Origin of the sequence: Phaeobacter piscinae, assembly GCF_002407245.1 — a bacterium.
GTDB lineage: Bacteria > Pseudomonadota > Alphaproteobacteria > Rhodobacterales > Rhodobacteraceae > Phaeobacter > Phaeobacter piscinae.
Map to the genome: position 1 here is coordinate 2,068,453 of NZ_CP010681.1, position 18,436 is coordinate 2,086,888.

An 18,436-nucleotide genomic window follows, 5' to 3' on the forward strand; every position below is an offset into this window, starting at 1 on the left:
GCCTTTGGCCCCAATGGACACATTGGGCCCTTGGCGGCGCCGCCTCCTTTTGCTGCCCGCAGCAACGGCCAAGATCCCGCCCCCACCACGCCGGGCACATCACAATCAGGACATCCCCCACCGCGCCCCTAGGCACATCGGGCCGCGCGGTGATAGCGCTTGCCTGCAAGGCACTGGTCTTTCTACACTTCCCAAGAGCTTGGGAATGCCACCCCGCCCCAAACCGACCCGGACCAACCCGCCCAATACTGACCCGCAGGAGCCGCCGCTATGATGATGATCGCCGACAATCAACTGCTGCTGATCCTGATGTGTTTTGGCATCGGCAGTCTCGGCACCGCATTGCTGTTTCGCCATCCCGCCGGGCACCGCGTCTGGCGGCTGGCGGATCTGGGCTGGGTGGTCCTTGGCGGGATCGGCGCGCTGGTGGCTGTGCTGGCGGGCATTTACAAGGCCGACACCGGGCGGCTGGAGCGCCAGATCGACATCGCCTATGCCGCCACCGCCGCCTTTGACCGCGACGCGGCGCGGTTTCGCCTCAGGTTTTGCGATCCGGCCTATGACGCGGATATCGCCATTCTGTGCGAGAAGATCGAATTCCTCTCCGCCTCCACCGCCGGCAATGCAGAGCTGCCCCTGTTCATCGCCGTCACCGATCAGGTCACGCCGCTACAGGGGCTGCAGCTGATCTTTGGTCGCGCCGAAAACACCAGCGAGATGATGGAGATGGCCGCCAAGGCGGACGCGTTTGATCCCGCCGCCTTCACCGTCTTTACAGCGCTCGACACCCCGACCGAGGCCGCAGTCGACAGCCTGCGCCGCAAGGTGCCGACCATTGCGGGCGATTTTCTGATCCTGGCGCGCGCCTATGACGCGCTGATCACGCAGGTCACCCAACTGAAGAGCGAATGGGAATATCTGCAGGACAATGCGCATATTCTGATCTTGCAGATCCTTGCGCTCTGCATGGTGGCCTTTGCCGCGCCATTCCGGTTGGGTAAATCCGTGGTCGATCTGCGCTAAGGATTTTGGCCTTACCAAATTCTCCTTATCTGGCCATTTATACAAGGTCACATGCACCGCTAGGCTAGGCGCAACAGACATTTTCAGATTTGTGAGCCCAGCCATGCGCGACACCCCTCCGCCCAACAGCCAATCGAGCCATAGCCCGACCACCCGGCTGCCCAGCGTCTGCCCGCTGGACTGCCCGGACACCTGCAGCCTCAGCGTCAGCGTGACCGATGATCAGATCACCGCCGTGCGCGGATCGCGCGCCAACCCGCTGACCGATGCGGTGATCTGCAACAAGGTGGTGCGCAGTTTTGCAGGCTTCGTGCATGGTCCCAACCGCCTGACCCAGCCCCTGCGCCGCAGTGGTCCACGCGGCAGCGGCAGCTATGAACCGATCAGCTGGGAGGAGGCGCTGGATCTGATCCACGCAGGCGTCATGCGCGCGATTGAGGCCCATGGCCCGCAGTCGGTGCTGCCCTTCAACTACGCAGGCCCCCATGGCCAATTGGCAGGTGGGTCGATGGACCGGCGGTTTTTCTACCACATGGGGGCGACCCGGCTGAACCGGGGACCGCTCTGTGGCGGGGTGCGTGGCGGCGCTTATGAGAGCCTCTTTGGTCCCGCCCCCGGCATGCCGCCGCAACAGGTGGTGCAGTCCGATCTGGTGCTGGTCTGGGGCAACAATGTCACCGTCTCCAACCTGCATATGGCGCCGCTGCTGAAACAGGCACGGGCCAAGGGCGCGCGGCTGGTGGTGATCGACCCCAAGCGCACCAAGATTGCCGAACACTGCGACCTGCATCTGCAACCGGTGCCCGGCACTGATGTTGTACTGGCTATGGCGCTGGCGGCGGAGCTGGAGCGCCGCGATGCGCTGGACCATGCCTTCATCACCCGATGGACCACGGGGTCCGCGCAATACCTGGAAGCGGCGCGCGGCTATACCCCCGATCAGGTGGCGGAGGTCTGCGGCATCCCGCTGGCGCAGTTCCACCAGCTCGCCGATTGGATCTCAGCGGCGCGCAATATGTCCACCTCCCTTGGCAACGGCATAGAACGGGGCCGCTCCGGCGGGTCCGGCCTGCGCGCGGCAATGGCGCTTCAGGCGTTGACCGGTCATCATGGACGCTTGGGGGCTGGTGTGCTCGCCAAACCCGGCCTTGCCGCCCCAAAGACGACTGACCGCTTGCAGGCGAGCCACCTGATTGACCCGGATACCCGTGTCTTCAACATCGTTGATGTGGCGCGCAAACTGCTGGATCGCACCATGCGCATCCCGGTGAAGGCGGTGATGATCTACAACCACAACCCGGTCGCCACCCATCCCGATCAGGCGCGGCTGATTGAGGCGCTGAGCCAGGAGGATATCTTCACCGCGGGCAGCGATGTGGCAATGACAGACTCCATGCGGATGTGTGACGTAATCCTGCCCGCCGCCAGCCATTTCGAATATGACGACGTCTATGGCGCCTATGGCCAGAACTACATCCAGCGCGCCGCCCCGGTAATCCCGCTGGTTGGCGACAGCCTGCCCAATACCGAGATTTTCCGCCGTCTGGCGGCGCGGTTTGGCTATGATGATCCGCTGTTTCAGGCCAGTGACGCCGAGCTGATGGATCAGGCGCTGGACGGCGATCACCCCCAGCTCCAGGGCCACCGCCCCAGTGAGATCCCGCTGGACCGGGCGCTGGAGATCACCGCCCCTGAGGGCGCTGCACCGATCCTGTGTGATACGGTTGTGCCGGCCACTGCCTCGGGCAAGATTGAGCTGTTCAGCGAAGACTACGAGGCCCGCTACGGCTTTGGCGTGCCGCGCTATGACCCGGTGCCGCGCAGCGCGCCTTTTGTGCTGATCACGCCCTCCTCCAGCAAGCGGACCAATGCCACCTTTGGCGATCAGCCGCCCTCCGACGGGGTTGAGCTGGTCGAAATGCACCCCGAGGATGCTGCCAGCCGCAACCTCAGCGACGGTGCGCTGCTGGAGCTGTTCAACGATCAGGCCGTGGTGACCCTGCGGCTGAAAATCAGCGATGCCACCCGCCCCGGTGTGCTCTACAGCCCCAAGGGCACCTGGCGCGCCAGTAGTGCCACCGGCTTTACCGTGAATGCGCTGATCCCTGCAGACATCCGCACCGATACCGAGGATGGTGCCTGCTACAACGAAACCTTCGTGGACCTGCGCCCCGCCACCAATTGACGCGCGACGCCACGCCTGCAAAACCGGTTCCCACCCTGGTCTAACTTACCTAGGGTGGGGCCATGATTGCGCGTCTCTGTCTCCTCCTCACCTGCCTTGGCCTCCTGTCCTGTGGGCGCCCGCCGTCAGAGGGAGAGCGGCAGTTTCTGACCCGCATCCATGGGCCGGAGCTGGATCTGGATCGCCTGCGCATCGTCAAGGGCGCGCCGCTGTCGCAGGTCACATTCCGCCGCAAACCACGCCCGCGCGTCACTTGCCGCGAACGTATTCTGCCCCCGGTGAAGGAGGAGATCGTCACCTCCTCCCCGGCTGCATTGGCGCTGTTCAACCGCATCTTTTTTGTGCGCGACTGGTATATCGATGACTATATGCCCGCCTACCCGGATCGGCTTTATCTGGTGGAGGCGATGTTGCTCGCGCATGAGGCCACCCATGTCTGGCAATGGCAGCAACGCGCCAAGACCGGGTATCACCCGCTGCGCGCCGCCGCTGAACATCGCGTGAGCGACGACCCCTATCTGTTTGATTTGAAGGGCAATGACCGATTCATCGACTTTGCCTATGAGCAGCAGGGCGCCATCGTTGAGGAATATGTCTGCTGCCGTGCGCTGGATCCCACCGGCGCGCGCACCAAACGGCTACACCGGATGCTGAAGGGCGCGATGCCGGTTTCCGACCTGCCGCAAAGCCGCGAAAGCGATGTTTACCTGCCCTGGAAAGATGTCGATGTGACCGGCATCTGCGCCTGAGCCGCGCCAGTCACATCCCGGCGTGCAGCTGACCGCCCTCAAGCCGCACCACCCGGTCCATCCGCTGCGCCAGCTCAAGGTTATGGGTGGCAATCACCGCCGCCATGCCCGTGGCCGCCACCAGCTCCATCAGCGCGGCAAAGACCTGATCCGCCGTGCCGGGATCCAGATTGCCCGTGGGCTCATCCGCCAACAGAAGACGCGGCCCATTGGCCAGCGCCCGGCAAAACGCCACCCGCTGCTGCTCGCCGCCCGACATGGCCGCAGGGCGATGCCCGGCGCGGTCCTGCAGACCAACCCGCGCCAGCAGATCCTGCGCGCGGGCCTCTGCCTTGGTCTGGCCGATACCATTGGCCAGCTGCGGCAGGACGATGTTTTCCAGCGCGGTGAATTCCGCCAGCAGGTGATGAAATTGATAGACAAACCCCACATCCTGCCGCCGCACCGCCGTGCGCCGTCGCTCGGATTTGCCGGTCAGATCCTGACCACCAATCCGCACGGTGCCGCGGTCAGGCGTATCCAGCAGACCAGCCGTGTGCAGCAACGTCGATTTGCCCGCACCGGAGGGCGCCACCAGCGCCACGATCTCCCCCGGCTTCACCGTCAGATCAATGCCGCTCAGCACATCCACCTGCGTTGGCAAACCGTGATTGTAGGATTTGCCGACCTGGCTCAGCTGCAACACGGCGGATTGTGCGCCAGCAGTTTGTGTTTCGGGATTATTCATAGCGCAGCGCCTCCACCGGATTCATGCGCGCCGCACGCCGTGCCGGGAAAATGGTGATGACAAAAGACAGCGTCAGCGACAGCGCCACCGCCGACAGCACATCCGCCAGCCGCAGCTCCGCCGGCAGCGCATAGATGCCCCGGATCGCCGGATCCCAGACCCCGCCCCCCATCACAAAGTTCACAAAGGAAAAGATCGGATCGATATAGATCGCAAAGAGACAGCCAAGGATCACGCCCAACAGGGTGCCCACAACACCCGTACAGGCCCCGCAGAGGAAAAACACCCGCATCACCGAGCCTTCGCTGAGGCCAATGGTGCGCAGAATGCCAATGTCGCGGCCCTTGTTCTTCACCAGCATGATCAGGCCAGAGACGATATTCATCGTGGCGATCAGCACCAGGATCGACAGGATGATGAACATCACATTGTCCTCCACCTCCAATGCGCGCAGGAAGCCGCCGGAGGCATCGCGCCAGGTCCAGACCCCGATATTGGACGCCACCGCATCCCCCGCCTGCACCAGCGGCAACACCATGCGGTCCACGGTTTCTGGATCCTCCACCATCACCTCAATCTCATCGGCGTAGCCTTCGCGATTGAAATAGCTCTGCGCCTCGGCAAAGGGCATATAAAGCCGGGTTCGGTCGATGTCATAGCGCCCGGCGGTGAAGATATAGACCACCTCATAGGCGTTGACGCGTGGGCTGGTGCCAAAAGCAGTCTTGACCCCGTCGGGGGAGATCAGCTTGATCCGGTCGCCCACCTGCACGCCCAGCTCACGGGCCACGCCGGACCCCAGCGCAACGCCCGCGTCAAACCGCGACAGATCACCAATTGCGGCCTCGCTCTGGGCAACACCCGGCAGCGTGGCGATATTGGCGGCGGAGATGCCAAAGACCTCAACCCCGGCGCTGCGCTGCCTGAGGCTCGCCATCACCTGCCCCTTCACCAACGGCGCTGCACGGATCACACCGGGCACCGCTGCGGCGGCCTCGGCCAGCGCGTCATACTCTGTCAGCTTGCGGTCAATCCGCCCCTGATCGGTGACCGTGCCGTGGGAATACAGCGTCACATGTGCATTGGCCCCCAGAATGGTGCCGACAAATTCCGACCGGAACCCGGTGCGCACCGCAAGAGTCGCAATCAGTGCAAACACCGCCAGCGCAATGCCAATGAGGCTGATCCAGGTCATCACGCTGACGCCCCCTTCGGCGCGACGCGCCCGCAGATAACGCCAGGCGATCAGCCATTCGAAACGGGAAAAAGGGAGTGGTGTGGCCATGGTGGTCCTGCCCGGAAAATTTGTCTGCAACCTGTGCTGTGGAAGGTCCGGGGTCAAGGTGTGGTGGCGGATCTGCCCGATAATCCGCCCGTTCCATGGCTCCGCGCACATCGCAGGCTGCAAATCTCTTGGGCGCGGGCCTGCATATGGCGTCACCGAATCGTGACCCGGTGCAATTGCCCGTTGCATTGCCCTTCCCCGGTGATATCGATTTGCCAAACCTCCTGCGAGGTCACAATGAGGATGACGATGGACCGATATTTCAAACGCGCCCTGCCACATCCGTCGCTGCGCGCGGTGGTCATGGCCGGGCTTGGTGCCTTTCTGGCGATTGCGGCGCTGTCGCTGCTGACAACCCATGCCAACCTCCTGCTGCTGATCGCCCCCTTTGGCGCCAGCTGCGTGCTGTTGTTCTCGGTGCCCGCCAGCCCGCTGTCGCAGCCCGCGCATGTGGTCGGCGGCCATCTGCTGGCAACTGCCGTGGCACTGGCGCTGAACGCGTTGCTGCCGGACGCCTGGTGGGCGCTGGCCCTCGCTGTGGGGCTGTCGATCGCCCTGATGGCGGCGCTGCGGCTGACCCATCCGCCCGCAGGCGCCGATCCGCTGGTGGTCTTTGCCACCGACCCCGGCATTTCTTTCCTGCTGTTCCCGGTGCTGATTGGCGCCGTGGCGCTGGTGGCGATTGCAACGCTGTTCCACCGGATCTCCGGCCATGACTACCCGCTGAAACACGGCTGACAAAGGAAAACCCCGCCAGCGAGGCTGGCGGGGCTGTCTGTTTCAAACTGCCGGGCGGGTTCAGAAGCCGCGGCTGGAGGGGTGTTTGGCGTAGATCTCGATGATCTTCTGCACCGCCGCCTCAGGCGACAGTTCCTCGCTTTCGCCGCTGCGGCGGGAGGTCAGTTCCACCACGCCGTTTTTCAGCCCACGCGGGCCAACGGTGATGCGCCAGGGCAGACCGATCAGGTCCATGGTGGCAAACTTGCCGCCCGCCCGCTCCTTGCGGTCATCATAAAGCGGCTCCAGCCCGGCCGCTGTCAGCGCCTGATAGAGCGCCTCGCAAGCAGCATCCGCCTCATCGTCGCCCTGCTTGAGGTTGACGATCCCGCAGTGGAACGGGGTCACGCCCTCGGGCCAGATGATGCCCTTGTCGTCATGGCTCGCCTCGATGATCGCACCCAGCAGGCGGGACACACCGATGCCATGCGACCCCATGTGGACCGGCGACTGCTTGCCATCGGGGCCCTGAACATTGGCGCCCATCGCTTCGGAGTATTTGGTGCCAAAGTAAAAGATCTGACCAACCTCGATACCGCGCGCGACGCGGCGGCGTTCCTCGGGGATCTCGTCAAACAGGGCCGCGTCGTGGGTCTCGTCGGTGCGGGCATATTTGGAGGTGAACTCCTCCAGCACGCCCTGGCATTGCTCGACACTGTCGTAATCGATCTCACGGTCGCCAAAGGTCAGATCGGTGACCGCGCTGTCATAGAACACTTCCGACTCGCCGGTATCGGCCAGCACCAGGAATTCATGGGTATAGTCGCCGCCAATCGGCCCGCCGTCAGCGCGCATCGGGATCGCCTGCAGACCCATGCGCTCATAGGTGCGCAGATAGCTGACCAGATGGCGGTTATAGGCGTGCAGCGCGTCTTCCTTGGTCAGGTCGAAGTTATACCCATCCTTCATGTAGAATTCGCGGCCCCGCATCACGCCAAACCGCGGGCGGATCTCATCGCGGAATTTCCACTGGATCTGATACATGGTCAGCGGCAGATCCTTATAGCTGTTCACATGGCTGCGGAAGATATCCGTGATCAGCTCCTCTGCCGTGGGGGTGAACAGCATGTCGCGGTCATGCCGGTCCTTCATGCGCAGCATTTCCTGACCATAGGCCTCGTAGCGGCCAGACTCGCGCCATAGGTCGGCGGATTGCATGGTCGGCATCTGCATCGGGATATGGCCCGCGCGGATCTGCTCATCATGGACGATGCCTTCGATTTTTTTCAACACCTTGAAGCCCAAGGGCAGCCAGGAATAGATCCCGGCGGCGGATTGTTTGATCATGCCGGCCCGCAGCATATAGCGGTGGCTGACGATCTGGGCCTCGGAGGGGTTCTCTTTGAGAACAGGCAGGAAATAGCGGGACAGGCGCATGGCGGTCTCATTTGTCAATCTGGGTTCGCAAGCGGTCTAAGCCATCGGCGCGCCTTGGGCAATCGTGCTTTGTCTTTGTGGCTTTTGCGGCGGCAGAGCGGGGCCATAGGCCGCCGCCCATCGCGGTGATCCCCGCAACCGGTCATTGGGCTTGCATCGCGCCTGTGCATCAGCGAAGACTTCTGTCAAACAGACGCCACAGGATCGGGCTGAGAGCAGGGACCAAAACATGGCACTTCCGGCACAGAAGCAGTTGAATTATTGGGGCATTGCCGCCGTTGTCTTTGCGGTCATCCTATGGGCCTTGGGCGATGTGCTGCTGCCCTTTGTGCTGGGTGCGGCGATTGCCTATCTGATTGATCCGATTGCCGACAGGCTGGAGGCGTTGGGCCTCAGCCGGACGGCCGCCACGGCTGTCATCACTGTGGCGGCGGTCTTGTTATTTGTGGTCATGTTGCTGGTGGTGGTGCCGACACTGATCTATCAAATGATTGATCTGGCACGGGTTCTGCCGGAGGCGTTCCAGAACCTGCGTGACTTCGCCCAGAAACAGGCGCCCTCCCTGTTTGATGAGGGCAGCCGCGCGCAACAGACCATCGTCTCCATCGCGCAAACCCTGCAAAGCAAGGCCATCAGCGTTCTGGAAGGCGTCGTGGGATCCGCCGTGTCGCTGGTCAATGTGATGGTGCTGTTCGTGATCGTCCCAGTGGTGGCCGTCTATCTGCTGCTGGACTGGGACCGCATGGTCGCCCGCATTGATGAGCTGCTGCCCCGCGACCACGCCCCGACCATCCGCACATTGGCCAGCCGCATCGACAAGGTGCTGGCGTCGTTCATCCGCGGCATGGGCACGGTCTGCCTGATCCTTGGCACCTATTATGCCGTCGCGCTGATGGTGGTGGGGTTGAATTTTGGTCTGGCGGTTGGCTTCATCGCCGGGCTGGTTACCTTCATCCCCTATCTGGGCGCGCTGATCGGCGGCGCGCTGGCGATTGGTCTGGCGCTGTTCCAGTTCTGGGGCGACTGGTGGTCGATTGGTATGGTGGCCGGCATTTTCATGATCGGTCAGGTGATTGAGGGCAACCTCCTCACCCCCAAACTGGTGGGCAATTCGGTCGGGCTGCATCCGGTCTGGCTGCTGCTGGCGCTGTCGGTGTTTGGTGCGTTGTTCGGCTTCGTCGGCATGCTGATCGCGGTGCCGGTGGCGGCCGCACTTGGGGTGATTGCACGTTTCCTTGTTGAACAGTATCTGGACAGCCGACTCTATCAGGGCAAAGCCCATAACGACGCGGACTGAATGGACCCATGGCCCAGCAGCTGAGCTTTGATCTCCCGGCGAAACCGGCGCTGGGGCGGGATGATTTCTTTGTCGCGCCCTCCAATGCGATGGCGGTGGCGATGCTGGATCCCTCGTTCGCCTGGCCCGGCGGCAAGCTGGTGCTGAGCGGACCAAAACGCTCTGGCAAAACCCATCTGGTGCATGTCTGGGCCAGCAATTCAGGCGCCCAGATCATCCCCGCCTGGCAGCTGACCAAGGAAGATGTACCGCATCTGGCCGATGGGCCAATCGCGGTGGAGGATGTGCCGGATATTGCCGATTGCGCGCCCGCGCAGGACGCGTTGTTCCACCTGCACAATCTGGTGCTGGCCAATGGCCACGCACTGATGCTGACGGGCCGCGCGGCGCCGCATCTGTGGGGCATGTCGCTGCCCGATCTACAAAGCCGGATCGAAGGCGCGCCCCACGCGCAGCTGCAACCCCCCGATGACGCGCTGTTGTCGGTGGTATTGGCCAAACTGTTCAATGATCGCCAGATCACCCCGAAACCGGATGTGATCCCCTATCTGGTGGCCCATATGGACCGGTCGTTTGCTGCCGCCTCGCAGATCGTGGAGGAGCTGGATCGCCTCTCCCTCACCGAAGGGCGGATGGTGTCGCGCATGCTGGCGGTGGAGCTGATGTCCGATCGCCCTGCCCGGCCAATGCCGACACCGGCAGAGGTCCCGGCAGACGTGCGCGCCACTGCAGAGACCGATCCGAAATCAGATGCCGCAGATGCTGCCCGCCCGGCCGCATCCGGCGATTGACCCGCGCCCTGCGATCCCCCATCCTGACGACACGTAACGGAGCCAACATGCACGTGACACCGGAGCCTGCCACCGCCGATTGGGGGCCATTTGAGCGCCCCTTGTTTGACGATCCGGGCGCCCGCGCCCTGTCGCGGGTGGGGGTTGTCGACGTCGGCTCCAACTCGGTGCGGATGGTGATTTTTGACGGTGCAGCCCGCAGTCCGGCCTATTTCTACAATGAGAAGATCATGTGTGCGCTGGGGGCTGGTCTGTCTGAGACCGGTCGCCTGAACCCTGAAGGGCGCGCCCGTGCGCTCTCGGCGCTGCGCCGGTTTCAGCATCTGGCGGAGGGCATGGACATGCCGCCGCTCTCCGTGGTGGCCACTGCTGCGGTGCGCGATGCCAGCGACGGGCAGGAGTTCTGCGATGAGGTGCTGCGCGACACCGGGCTGAAAATCCATGTCATCGACGGTCAGGAAGAGGCGCGCCTCTCCGCACAGGGGGTCCTTCTGGGCTGGCCCGGATCTTATGGTCTGGTCTGCGATATCGGCGGCTCCTCCATGGAACTGGCAGAGATCCATGATGGCGAGGTCGGCAAACGCGTGACCTCCTCGCTTGGCCCGCTGAAACTGCGCGACATTCCCGGCGGCAGACGGGGCCGCAAGGCGCATATAACCGAGGTGATGGAAGGCTTGCGCGCCGAGATGGGCCAGCAGAACGACCGGCTGTTTCTGGTCGGCGGCAGCTGGCGGGCGATTGCGCGGATTGACATGGCGCGGCGGGGCTACCCGCTGCGGGTGCTGCATGAATACCGCATGAACGCGCAGGACGTGCGCGAAACCCTGCGCTATATCGAGACCCATGATTTGGAAAAACTGCGCAGCGAATGCGGCATTTCTACCGCGCGGATGTCGCTGGTGCCCTATGCCGCCGATGTGCTGTCACGGCTGGTCAAGACCTTCAAACCCAAGGATATCGCCGTCTCCAGCTATGGGATCCGCGAGGGGCTGCTGTATGAGCAGATGCCGCAGCGGCTGCGCAACCGGGATCCGCTGATCGAGGCCAGCCGCTTTGCCGAGAAGAAGGACGCCCGCATCCCAGGCTTTGGCCGCACGCTCTATGAATTTGTGTCGCCCCTGTTCAAAGCCTCCGATCATGCGAAAACCCGGTTGGTCAAGGCTGCCTGCCTGCTGCATGACGTCAGCTGGCGCGCCCACCCCGACTACCGCGCCGAGGTCTGTTTCGACAATGCCACCCGCGCCAATCTGGGCGGGCTGAAGCATTCCGAACGGGTGTTTCTGGGTCTCGCGCTGCTGCACCGCTATCGCAACAAACGACAGGGCACGGCGTTTGAATACCTCTATGATCTGTTGGATGAGCGCGGCAAGAAAGAGGCCGAGATCCTTGGCAAGGCGATGCGGTTTGGCGCCATGCTGATGGTCAGCAAGGATGGCGACATCGGCAAGCTGGTCTGGCAACCGCGCAAAAAACATCTGCTGCTGGAACTGCCGCGCGAGGCGGAGCCGCTGTATGGCGAGGTGGCCGAGGCGCGACTGACCTCCCTCGCCCGCTCGTTGGAGGCGGAAGTGCGGGTTAAGATCCGCAAGGGCGCCCCGGCGCCCTAAAGGTCGGTTGTGCCCTCGGGCAAACCCTCATCCTGCTGCCCTTCGGGCGTGGCATCCGGTGTTTCATCCGGGGTGGTTTCCGGCTTTCGGCGCATGATGATATCGCCATTGGGCAGGATTTCGGGTCGTTCATAGACGCTCCAATCCTCAACCTTGTTCGCGATCTCGGCCAGCGCGGGGCCCATTTCGGACAGGAACCCTTGCAGGCTTGGCCCAAAGTCATCCGCCAGCGCCTGTAAATCATCAAGTGCCGGGGCCATTTCCTGACGCAGCCCTTCCCAGAACAGCTCTGCCCCGCGCTGCATCAGGCTGCTGCCTTCGTCGTTCTGTGTCGGCGCAGTGTCCGCCTGTGCGGCTGGCGCCAGCGGCAGCATCAACAGCCCAGCCAACGCCAAAGCGCCGCGCAGCTGCGGTGTCATTCGGACCCAAGACCTCATGTGATTGCTCCCTTATCGCTGAACAGGCATCATCTGCTGCCAATATAGGTGAAACACGTCTGGATTGAATAGGCGCGGTTCAGTCGGCACGCGCGACGTGTTGCGGCGCAGCGGACCACCGTCACTCCAGTTCCAGATCAAGACTGACCGGGAAATGATCCGAAGCCGCCAGCAGCGCCTCGCGCAGCGCCACATCCTCATAACAGGCGGCATCCTCAAACGGATGCCAGATCCGCCAATTGCCTGCCGGTTGGCGCAGCCGGGAGGACACCATGATATAATCGAGCAAGGCACTGAAATAACGTTTATTTGCCTTGTCATAGAAACGCGCGGAACTGGGCATCACCCGCAGCCGGGGCTGCAGCAGGCTTTGGGCGTTGGGATCGTAAAGATCGCTCTCCATCACGATCTCCACCGAGGAGCGGTTGAACAGCTGCTCATATTGATCCAGCCCCGGCCCGTCGTTGAGATCACCCATCACCACGACATCCCGTCCCTCGGCCAAAAGCTGCTCAACCCGGCGGCGCAACCAGATCGCCTGCGCCAACTGCTTGCGCCGGTTCGCAATCGACAGGGTGACGGCGTGGTCCTCGGAGCGCGCGCCATGCGGGGCCTTTGACTTCAGATGGGCGCCAATCAGCGAGACCTCGCGGCCGCTCTGCGTGGTCACGGTCAACTCCAGCGGCGGTTTGGAAAACCGCACCGCGTCTTTCTGAGCATCGACATCCAGATCGATATGAAACACGCCATCAAACCGCGGTGCCTCTGTGCTTTCCCGTGGCGTATGGGCCACCGTCAGCACGTCGGGGTCGTAGAGAAAGGCGATCTCCTGCTGGGTGTCATTGGCAAAGCCGATCACCGCCTCGGTACTGCGCAAACCAGCCTCCTGCGCGAAATACTCCAGTGCCCGCAGGGTTTTGCGGCGGGTGCTGGTATCCGGCGCCTCAATCACCATGATGCCATCGGCGTCCAGGTGTTTGAATACCTGCGCCAGCGCGCGGGTCTGGCCCACGCGATCAATCCCGTGGCGGCCCGATGTACCACCATCCATCAGCAGCGTGTCGTCATCGCCGAACAGCGAGGAGAACCATTCAACGTTATAGGTGACGAGCCGCATGGCCACCGCATCCGTTGATTTCGTCCCAGGCACGGTTGATGTCGATCATCCGCTTTTCAGCCAGGCGCACCGCCTCCTCGGGCACACCACGCGCCATCATGGAATCAGGATGGGTTTCGCGCACCAGTTTGCGCCAGTGTTTGCGGATCTCATCGCGCGGCATATCCGGGGACACGCCCAGCACCGTGAAGGGATCACGCGGCGCATCGGCCACGAACCGCGCGCGCAGGGCCATGAACTGTTGTTCGCTCTGGCCGAAGATACGGCTGACCTCTGACAGGAATTCATTTTCGCCGGGATGATAAAACCCATCCGCCATGGCGATGTGAAACAGCCCCTCCATCAAATCGCACAGCGTCTGGGGATCATTGGCAAACATCTTCTGAATGCGGGCGGCATAGTCCTGATAGCCCGCGATATCAGTCCGCGCGAGGTCAAAGACCCGCGCGGCCCCGGCCTCATCCTCGGCGGCGATCTGAAAGACTTCGCGAAAGGCGGTGACCTCATCACGGGTGACCTGCCCGTCTGCCTTGGCCATTTTGGCGCCAAGCGCGATCACCGCAATGGCAAAGGCAACACTGCGCTCCGGCGGCGCGCGCAGACTGTCGAACACCTCGGAGAGGCTCTGACCGGAGGCCAGCGCAGAGAGCGCTTCGGTGATGCGGGTCCAGAGTGACATAAGGGCAGACTATCGCGGTTTGGCCGGGCTGTCAGCGGCGCCAACCTCTTTGGGGGAGAGAATTTTCTGCATCAGCACAAGATCCAGCCACTGGCCCCGTTTGTAGCCCACTTCCGGCATCCGCCCCACCTCGGCAAAGCCCATGGCGGCGTGAAAGGCCACACCGCCGGGATTGGCCGCGCTGATGCCTGCAACCAGCACATGGATGCTGTCGGCACGCGCAACCTCTTCAATAGCGGCCATCAGCGCCCGCCCTGCCCCGCGACCACGGGCGGTTTCATTCAGATAGATCGCGTGTTCACAGGTGCGCGCATAGCCGGGGCCACTGCGAAAGGTACCAAGACTGATGTAGCCGAGGATCTCACCCGCCTCCTCCGCCACCTGCATATGCGGACCTTTTGCGGTGATCTCAGCCGCGACCTCTGCCGCCGTCTTCTCATCCGTGGTGAAGGTGATCAGCGTGTCGCGGACGATCTGATTGGTGATCGCTGCGATGGCGCTGGCATCTGCCGAGCGCGCCTGTCGGACATTCATCGCAGCACCCGTGGCCCATGGGGGGTGTCGAACTCAGCCTCGAACCCGGCCGGGCCGCGGTGGATCTCCACCCGCGGATCATCAAGCGGCAGCGCCATGCGGCCCGGATGTGACAGATGCAGACGGCGCAGGGTGCAGCCCTGCTGGGTGAGTGCGTCAGCAGGATGGGGGCTGTGCCACTGCATCAGCGCTGGGAACATATTGTCGAAGGGGAGAACGCCATCCGCAGGCACCGCCATTTGCCAGCGCAGATTGCCGCGTTGCAGATCAACGATCTCGCCTGCCCCCTGCGGGGCGTTGTCCAGCGCCGCCGCCAGATCATCGCAGCGACAGATCCAGTTGGTGATCCGCGCAGGTCCCGCACGGCGATCCAGATCGAACCAGCGCGGGCTGCGCTGCGGTGTCGCGGCGGGGTCAATGGCAATGGCTTCAAGGTAGAGCCCATCGGCAAGGCCAAGGAGCCGGTTGTGGGTGCCAAAGACCGCATGGCTGCCACCGGCTTGCATCGGCACGCCAAGGCTGTCTTCGACATGGGCGACGGCCGCGTCCAACGTGTCTGCGGCCACGGCCAGATGATCAAGCTCCATGACGTCTCCCCCTTGTTCCTGCGGATCATGCTGCGGGGAGACTAGCCTGCAGGGGCACAGGCGCAAGCGGGAAAGAAACACACCCGCCCCGGCAGTCCGGGACGGGTGTGTCATTGCCCAAACGGTAGGCAGATCAGGCAGATCAGCTCTGGCGGATCAGTTTCAGGATGTCCTGCGCCGCCTCGGGGATGTTGGTGCCGGGGCCAAAGATTGCCTTGACGCCATTGTCATAGAGGAACTGGTAGTCCTGCTGCGGAATGACCCCGCCGCAGATCACGATGATATCCTCTGCGCCCTGCTCCTTCAGCGCCTTGACCAGCTGCGGGGCCAGCGTTTTGTGACCCGCCGCCTGTGACGAGATCCCGACCACATGCACGTCATTGTCGATGGCGTCCTGTGCGGCCTCATCCGGGGTCTGGAACAGCGGGCCGACATCGACGTCAAAACCGATATCGGCAAAGGCGGTGGCGATCACCTTGGCGCCGCGGTCGTGACCGTCCTGACCCATCTTGACCACCAGAAGACGCGGGCGACGGCCCTCTGCCTCGGCAAAGTCTTCGATGGATTTCTGAATGGCGGCAAAGCCTTCGTCGCCCTCATACGCGGCACCATAGACCCCGGCGAGGGTTTTGACCTCGGCGCTATGGCGGCCGAATTCCTTTTCCATTGCCATGGAGATCTCTCCGACTGAGGCGCGCGCACGCGCAGCTTCGACAGCGGCGGCGAGAAGGTTGCCGCCTTCCTTTGCGACGCGGGTCAGATTGTCCAGCGCGGCCTCGCAGGCGGCGTTGTCACGGTCTGCGCGCAGGGTTTCGAGACGGGCGATCTGGCTTTCACGGACGGCAACATTGTCGACATCCAGAATGTCGATCGGGTCTTCCTTCTCCTTGCGGTATTTGTTGACGCCGACGATCACCTCTTCGCCGCGGTCGATCATCGCCTGACGTTTGGCGGCACTTTCCTCGATGCGCAGTTTCGGCATCCCGGAGGCGACGGCCTTGGTCATGCCGCCCATCTCCTCGACCTCCTCCATCAGCGCCCAGGCCTTTTCCACCAGCTCATTGGTGAGGCTTTCGACATAGTAGGAGCCGGCCAGCGGATCGACCACATTGGTGACGCCGGTTTCCTCCTGCAGCACCAGCTGGGTGTTGCGGGCGATGCGGGCGGAGAAATCGGTGGGCAGCGCGATGGCCTCGTCCAGCGCGTTGGTGTGCAGGGATTGCGTGCCGCCCAGAACCGCCGACATGGCCTCATAGGCGGTGCGGATCACGTTGTTATAGGGATCCTGCTCCTGCAAGCTGACGCCCGAGGTCTGACAGTGTGTGCGCAGCATCTTGGAGCGGTCGTTCTGCGCGCCAAAATCGGTCATCACACGATGCCAGAGCGTCCGGGCGGCGCGCAGTTTGGCGATTTCCATGAAGAAATTCATGCCAATGGCGAAGAAGAACGACAGACGGCCTGCGAATTTATCCACATCCATGCCTGCCTCCATCGCGGCGCGCACATATTCGCGCCCGTCCGCAAGGGTATAGGCCAGCTCCTGCACGAGGTTCGCGCCCGCCTCCTGCATGTGATAGCCGGAGATCGAGATGGAATTGAATTTCGGCATCTCATTCGAGGTGTATTCGATGATGTCCGAAATGATCCGCATCGAGGGTTCGGGCGGATAGATATAGGTGTTGCGGACCATGAACTCTTTCAGAATGTCGTTCTGAATGGTGCCTGCCAGCAGTGATTTGTCATGGCCCTGCTCCTCGCCCGCGACGATGAAGTTCGCAAGGATCGGGATCACCGCGCCGTTCATGGTCATGGAGACCGAGACCTGATCCAGCGGGATGCCGTCAAACAGGACCTTCATGTCCTCGACACTGTCGATGGCGACGCCGGCCTTGCCGACATCACCGACAACGCGGGGGTGATCGCTGTCGTAACCACGGTGCGTGGCGAGATCGAAAGCGACTGAGACGCCCTGCTGACCGGCGGCGAGGTTGCGGCGGTAGAAGGCGTTGGATTCTTCAGCGGTGGAGAAGCCCGCATATTGGCGGATGGTCCAGGGGCGGCCTGCGTACATCGTGGCCTTCACCCCGCGGGTAAAGGGGCCAAAGCCGGGCAAGGTGCCCATATGGGGCAGATCTTTGGTATCCGCTTCAGTATAGAGCGGTTTGACATCAATACCTTCCAGCGTGTTCCAGGTCAGCGCGTCCAGCGGGCGGCCGCGCAGTTCCTTTTCAGCCAGAGCCCGCCAATCGTCGGTTTTGGTCGTCATCGGAAGTTCCTCTTGTCAGGTCGTAGGGGGGCGGGTTCGAGCCCACCGCGTGTTTGTCAGGGTCGCGCATCAGCTCTGCCAGACCATCGGCGCCGCCTTGCAGCCACATCAGATCGTCGGCGTAGCGCTCGCGCAGCGCTGCGGATTGAATGTCGGAAAACGGGCTCCAACGGCCCTCCCCGCGCGGCAGATCGCGGGCCACGTTGGCGGCCAGGCGGTGGCGCAGGGTTGGCAGCCCGTCGGAACGGTTGAGCCGATCCGAGAGCGAGACCCGCGCCAGACGTGGACCTGCAAGCAGGGCCAGCTGTACCTCAGGGCGATCGCCATAGGTTTCATAAGGCATCACCCGGATACGGGCATTGGGCATTGCGCAGGCGATATCGGTGATGACGTCGCGCCAGCTGCGCGGATGGGCGGCGATCTGTCCCAGCACCGCAGCCGAGGGCAGCGGGTGCCCATTGGCCACCATCTGGGTCAGCAGTGAGGTCCAGAAGCGATCCGGGCTGCGCAGGTTCAGCATCACGTCGCGCACCTGCCCGTCAAAGGCGGCATCGAAGCGGGCAAGACGCACGCCAATCCCGGCATAGAGCTGGCGCTGCTGCAGAAGGTCATGGGCACTGCCCATCAGATCCGTGTCACTGATCAGCAGGCGTTGGGCGCCGGCGGCGGCCTCTGTCGCGATACGCAACCGCAGACGGCCCCGCGCGCGGGTTGCCAGATCACGACCGGTGACCGGCGCCGGGCCGGGTTGAATGCCATGGAACAGCCCGTTGCGGGTCTGCTCCGGCCCCCAGATCGCAAGCCCGTCCTGCCGCAGCCGCGCCGCGTGATGGGCGAGGAAGCCCTGAAAATACCCCGTCGCGCAGCGATGCGCGCCGATATGTAGCATGATATCCATAGCCAGTGTCGTCCCGATGGTGGCGTCGCGCAGGGCAGACAGCCGCGTTTGCAGAGGCCAAGAGCGTGCCACAGGGAGGCTGACGATGCGGTTAATGCGC

General features: G+C 63.1%; 17 protein-coding genes. 7 read left to right on the plus strand and 10 right to left on the minus strand.

Features of this window, described 5'->3' with window-relative positions; translation table 11 throughout:
- Positions 1-270: 270 nt before the first annotated feature.
- From phaeop14_RS09685 to phaeop14_RS09695, 3 genes are all read left to right on the plus strand, one after another.
- Positions 271-1,023, plus strand: a complete 753-nt coding sequence (locus phaeop14_RS09685; protein WP_040179995.1) for a hypothetical protein — start codon at positions 271-273, stop codon at positions 1,021-1,023.
- Between the two features lie 103 nt (positions 1,024-1,126).
- Positions 1,127-3,208 (plus strand): molybdopterin-dependent oxidoreductase, encoded by a 2,082-nt coding sequence (locus phaeop14_RS09690; protein WP_096789404.1) that lies wholly within the window; start codon positions 1,127-1,129, stop codon positions 3,206-3,208.
- A gap of 62 nt (positions 3,209-3,270) precedes the next feature.
- Complete coding sequence (locus phaeop14_RS09695; RefSeq protein WP_040170471.1) at positions 3,271-3,957, plus strand: hypothetical protein; 687 nt, start codon at positions 3,271-3,273, stop codon at positions 3,955-3,957.
- Between the two features lie 10 nt (positions 3,958-3,967).
- Here the strand turns inward: phaeop14_RS09695 and phaeop14_RS09700 are convergent, their stop codons facing one another.
- Positions 3,968-4,684: an ABC transporter ATP-binding protein gene (locus phaeop14_RS09700; RefSeq protein WP_096789405.1), complete on the minus strand. Its 717-nt coding sequence runs from the start codon at positions 4,682-4,684 to the stop codon at positions 3,968-3,970.
- Complete coding sequence (locus phaeop14_RS09705; RefSeq protein WP_096789406.1) at positions 4,677-5,969, minus strand: lipoprotein-releasing ABC transporter permease subunit; 1,293 nt, start codon at positions 5,967-5,969, stop codon at positions 4,677-4,679. The genes phaeop14_RS09700 and phaeop14_RS09705 overlap by 8 nt, the downstream gene beginning before the upstream one ends.
- Before the next feature lie 249 nt (positions 5,970-6,218).
- Between phaeop14_RS09705 and phaeop14_RS09710 the strand changes: the two genes are divergently transcribed.
- A complete protein-coding gene (locus phaeop14_RS09710) occupies positions 6,219-6,707 on the plus strand; it encodes an HPP family protein (protein WP_040180000.1) in 489 nt (162 codons plus the stop codon).
- Positions 6,708-6,767: 60 nt separating this feature from the next.
- On the opposite strand, the gene proS is transcribed toward phaeop14_RS09710, so the two are convergent.
- A complete protein-coding gene (proS, locus tag phaeop14_RS09715; protein WP_040170468.1) occupies positions 6,768-8,123 on the minus strand; it encodes a proline--tRNA ligase in 1,356 nt (451 codons plus the stop codon).
- Positions 8,124-8,352: 229 nt separating this feature from the next.
- Between proS and phaeop14_RS09720 the strand changes: the two genes are divergently transcribed.
- The 3 genes from phaeop14_RS09720 to phaeop14_RS09730 are packed head-to-tail and all read left to right on the plus strand — an operon-like array spanning position 8,353 to position 11,818.
- Positions 8,353-9,420, plus strand: a complete 1,068-nt coding sequence (locus tag phaeop14_RS09720) for an AI-2E family transporter (RefSeq protein WP_040170467.1) — start codon at positions 8,353-8,355, stop codon at positions 9,418-9,420.
- Between the two features lie 8 nt (positions 9,421-9,428).
- Entirely contained in the window at positions 9,429-10,211 is a 783-nt protein-coding gene (locus phaeop14_RS09725) for a P-loop NTPase family protein (RefSeq protein ID WP_096789407.1), read from the plus strand.
- Positions 10,212-10,258: 47 nt separating this feature from the next.
- The gene (locus phaeop14_RS09730; protein WP_096789408.1) at positions 10,259-11,818 is read left to right on the plus strand and encodes a Ppx/GppA family phosphatase; all 1,560 of its coding nucleotides are present in this window, start codon (positions 10,259-10,261) and stop codon (positions 11,816-11,818) included.
- Here phaeop14_RS09730 and phaeop14_RS09735 read toward each other — a convergent pair.
- The 7 genes from phaeop14_RS09735 to phaeop14_RS09765 all read right to left on the minus strand — a co-directional run bounded on the left by phaeop14_RS09735 (position 11,815) and on the right by phaeop14_RS09765 (position 18,408).
- Positions 11,815-12,255 carry a hypothetical protein gene (locus tag phaeop14_RS09735; protein WP_040180004.1) on the minus strand — a complete coding sequence of 147 codons (441 nt, stop codon included), beginning with the start codon at positions 12,253-12,255 and terminating at the stop codon, positions 11,815-11,817. The genes phaeop14_RS09730 and phaeop14_RS09735 overlap by 4 nt on opposite strands.
- A 121-nt stretch (positions 12,256-12,376) precedes the next feature.
- Positions 12,377-13,372, minus strand: coding sequence for an endonuclease/exonuclease/phosphatase family protein (locus phaeop14_RS09740; RefSeq protein WP_096789409.1), 996 nt, complete (start codon positions 13,370-13,372; stop codon positions 12,377-12,379).
- Positions 13,353-14,051 carry a molecular chaperone DjiA gene (locus tag phaeop14_RS09745; RefSeq protein ID WP_040180006.1) on the minus strand — a complete coding sequence of 233 codons (699 nt, stop codon included), beginning with the start codon at positions 14,049-14,051 and terminating at the stop codon, positions 13,353-13,355. The genes phaeop14_RS09740 and phaeop14_RS09745 overlap by 20 nt, the downstream gene beginning before the upstream one ends.
- A 9-nt stretch (positions 14,052-14,060) precedes the next feature.
- Positions 14,061-14,585 (minus strand): GNAT family N-acetyltransferase, encoded by a 525-nt coding sequence (locus phaeop14_RS09750; protein ID WP_096789410.1) that lies wholly within the window; start codon positions 14,583-14,585, stop codon positions 14,061-14,063.
- A complete protein-coding gene (locus phaeop14_RS09755; RefSeq protein WP_096789411.1) occupies positions 14,582-15,172 on the minus strand; it encodes a VOC family protein in 591 nt (196 codons plus the stop codon). Before phaeop14_RS09755 ends, phaeop14_RS09750 begins: the two co-directional genes overlap by 4 nt.
- Positions 15,173-15,314: 142 nt before the next feature.
- Positions 15,315-17,438 carry a methylmalonyl-CoA mutase gene (gene scpA / locus phaeop14_RS09760; RefSeq protein WP_096789412.1) on the minus strand — a complete coding sequence of 708 codons (2,124 nt, stop codon included), beginning with the start codon at positions 17,436-17,438 and terminating at the stop codon, positions 15,315-15,317.
- A complete protein-coding gene (locus phaeop14_RS09765; RefSeq protein ID WP_244905745.1) occupies positions 17,401-18,408 on the minus strand; it encodes a hypothetical protein in 1,008 nt (335 codons plus the stop codon). Before phaeop14_RS09765 ends, scpA begins: the two co-directional genes overlap by 38 nt.
- Positions 18,409-18,436: the final 28 nt, after the last annotated feature.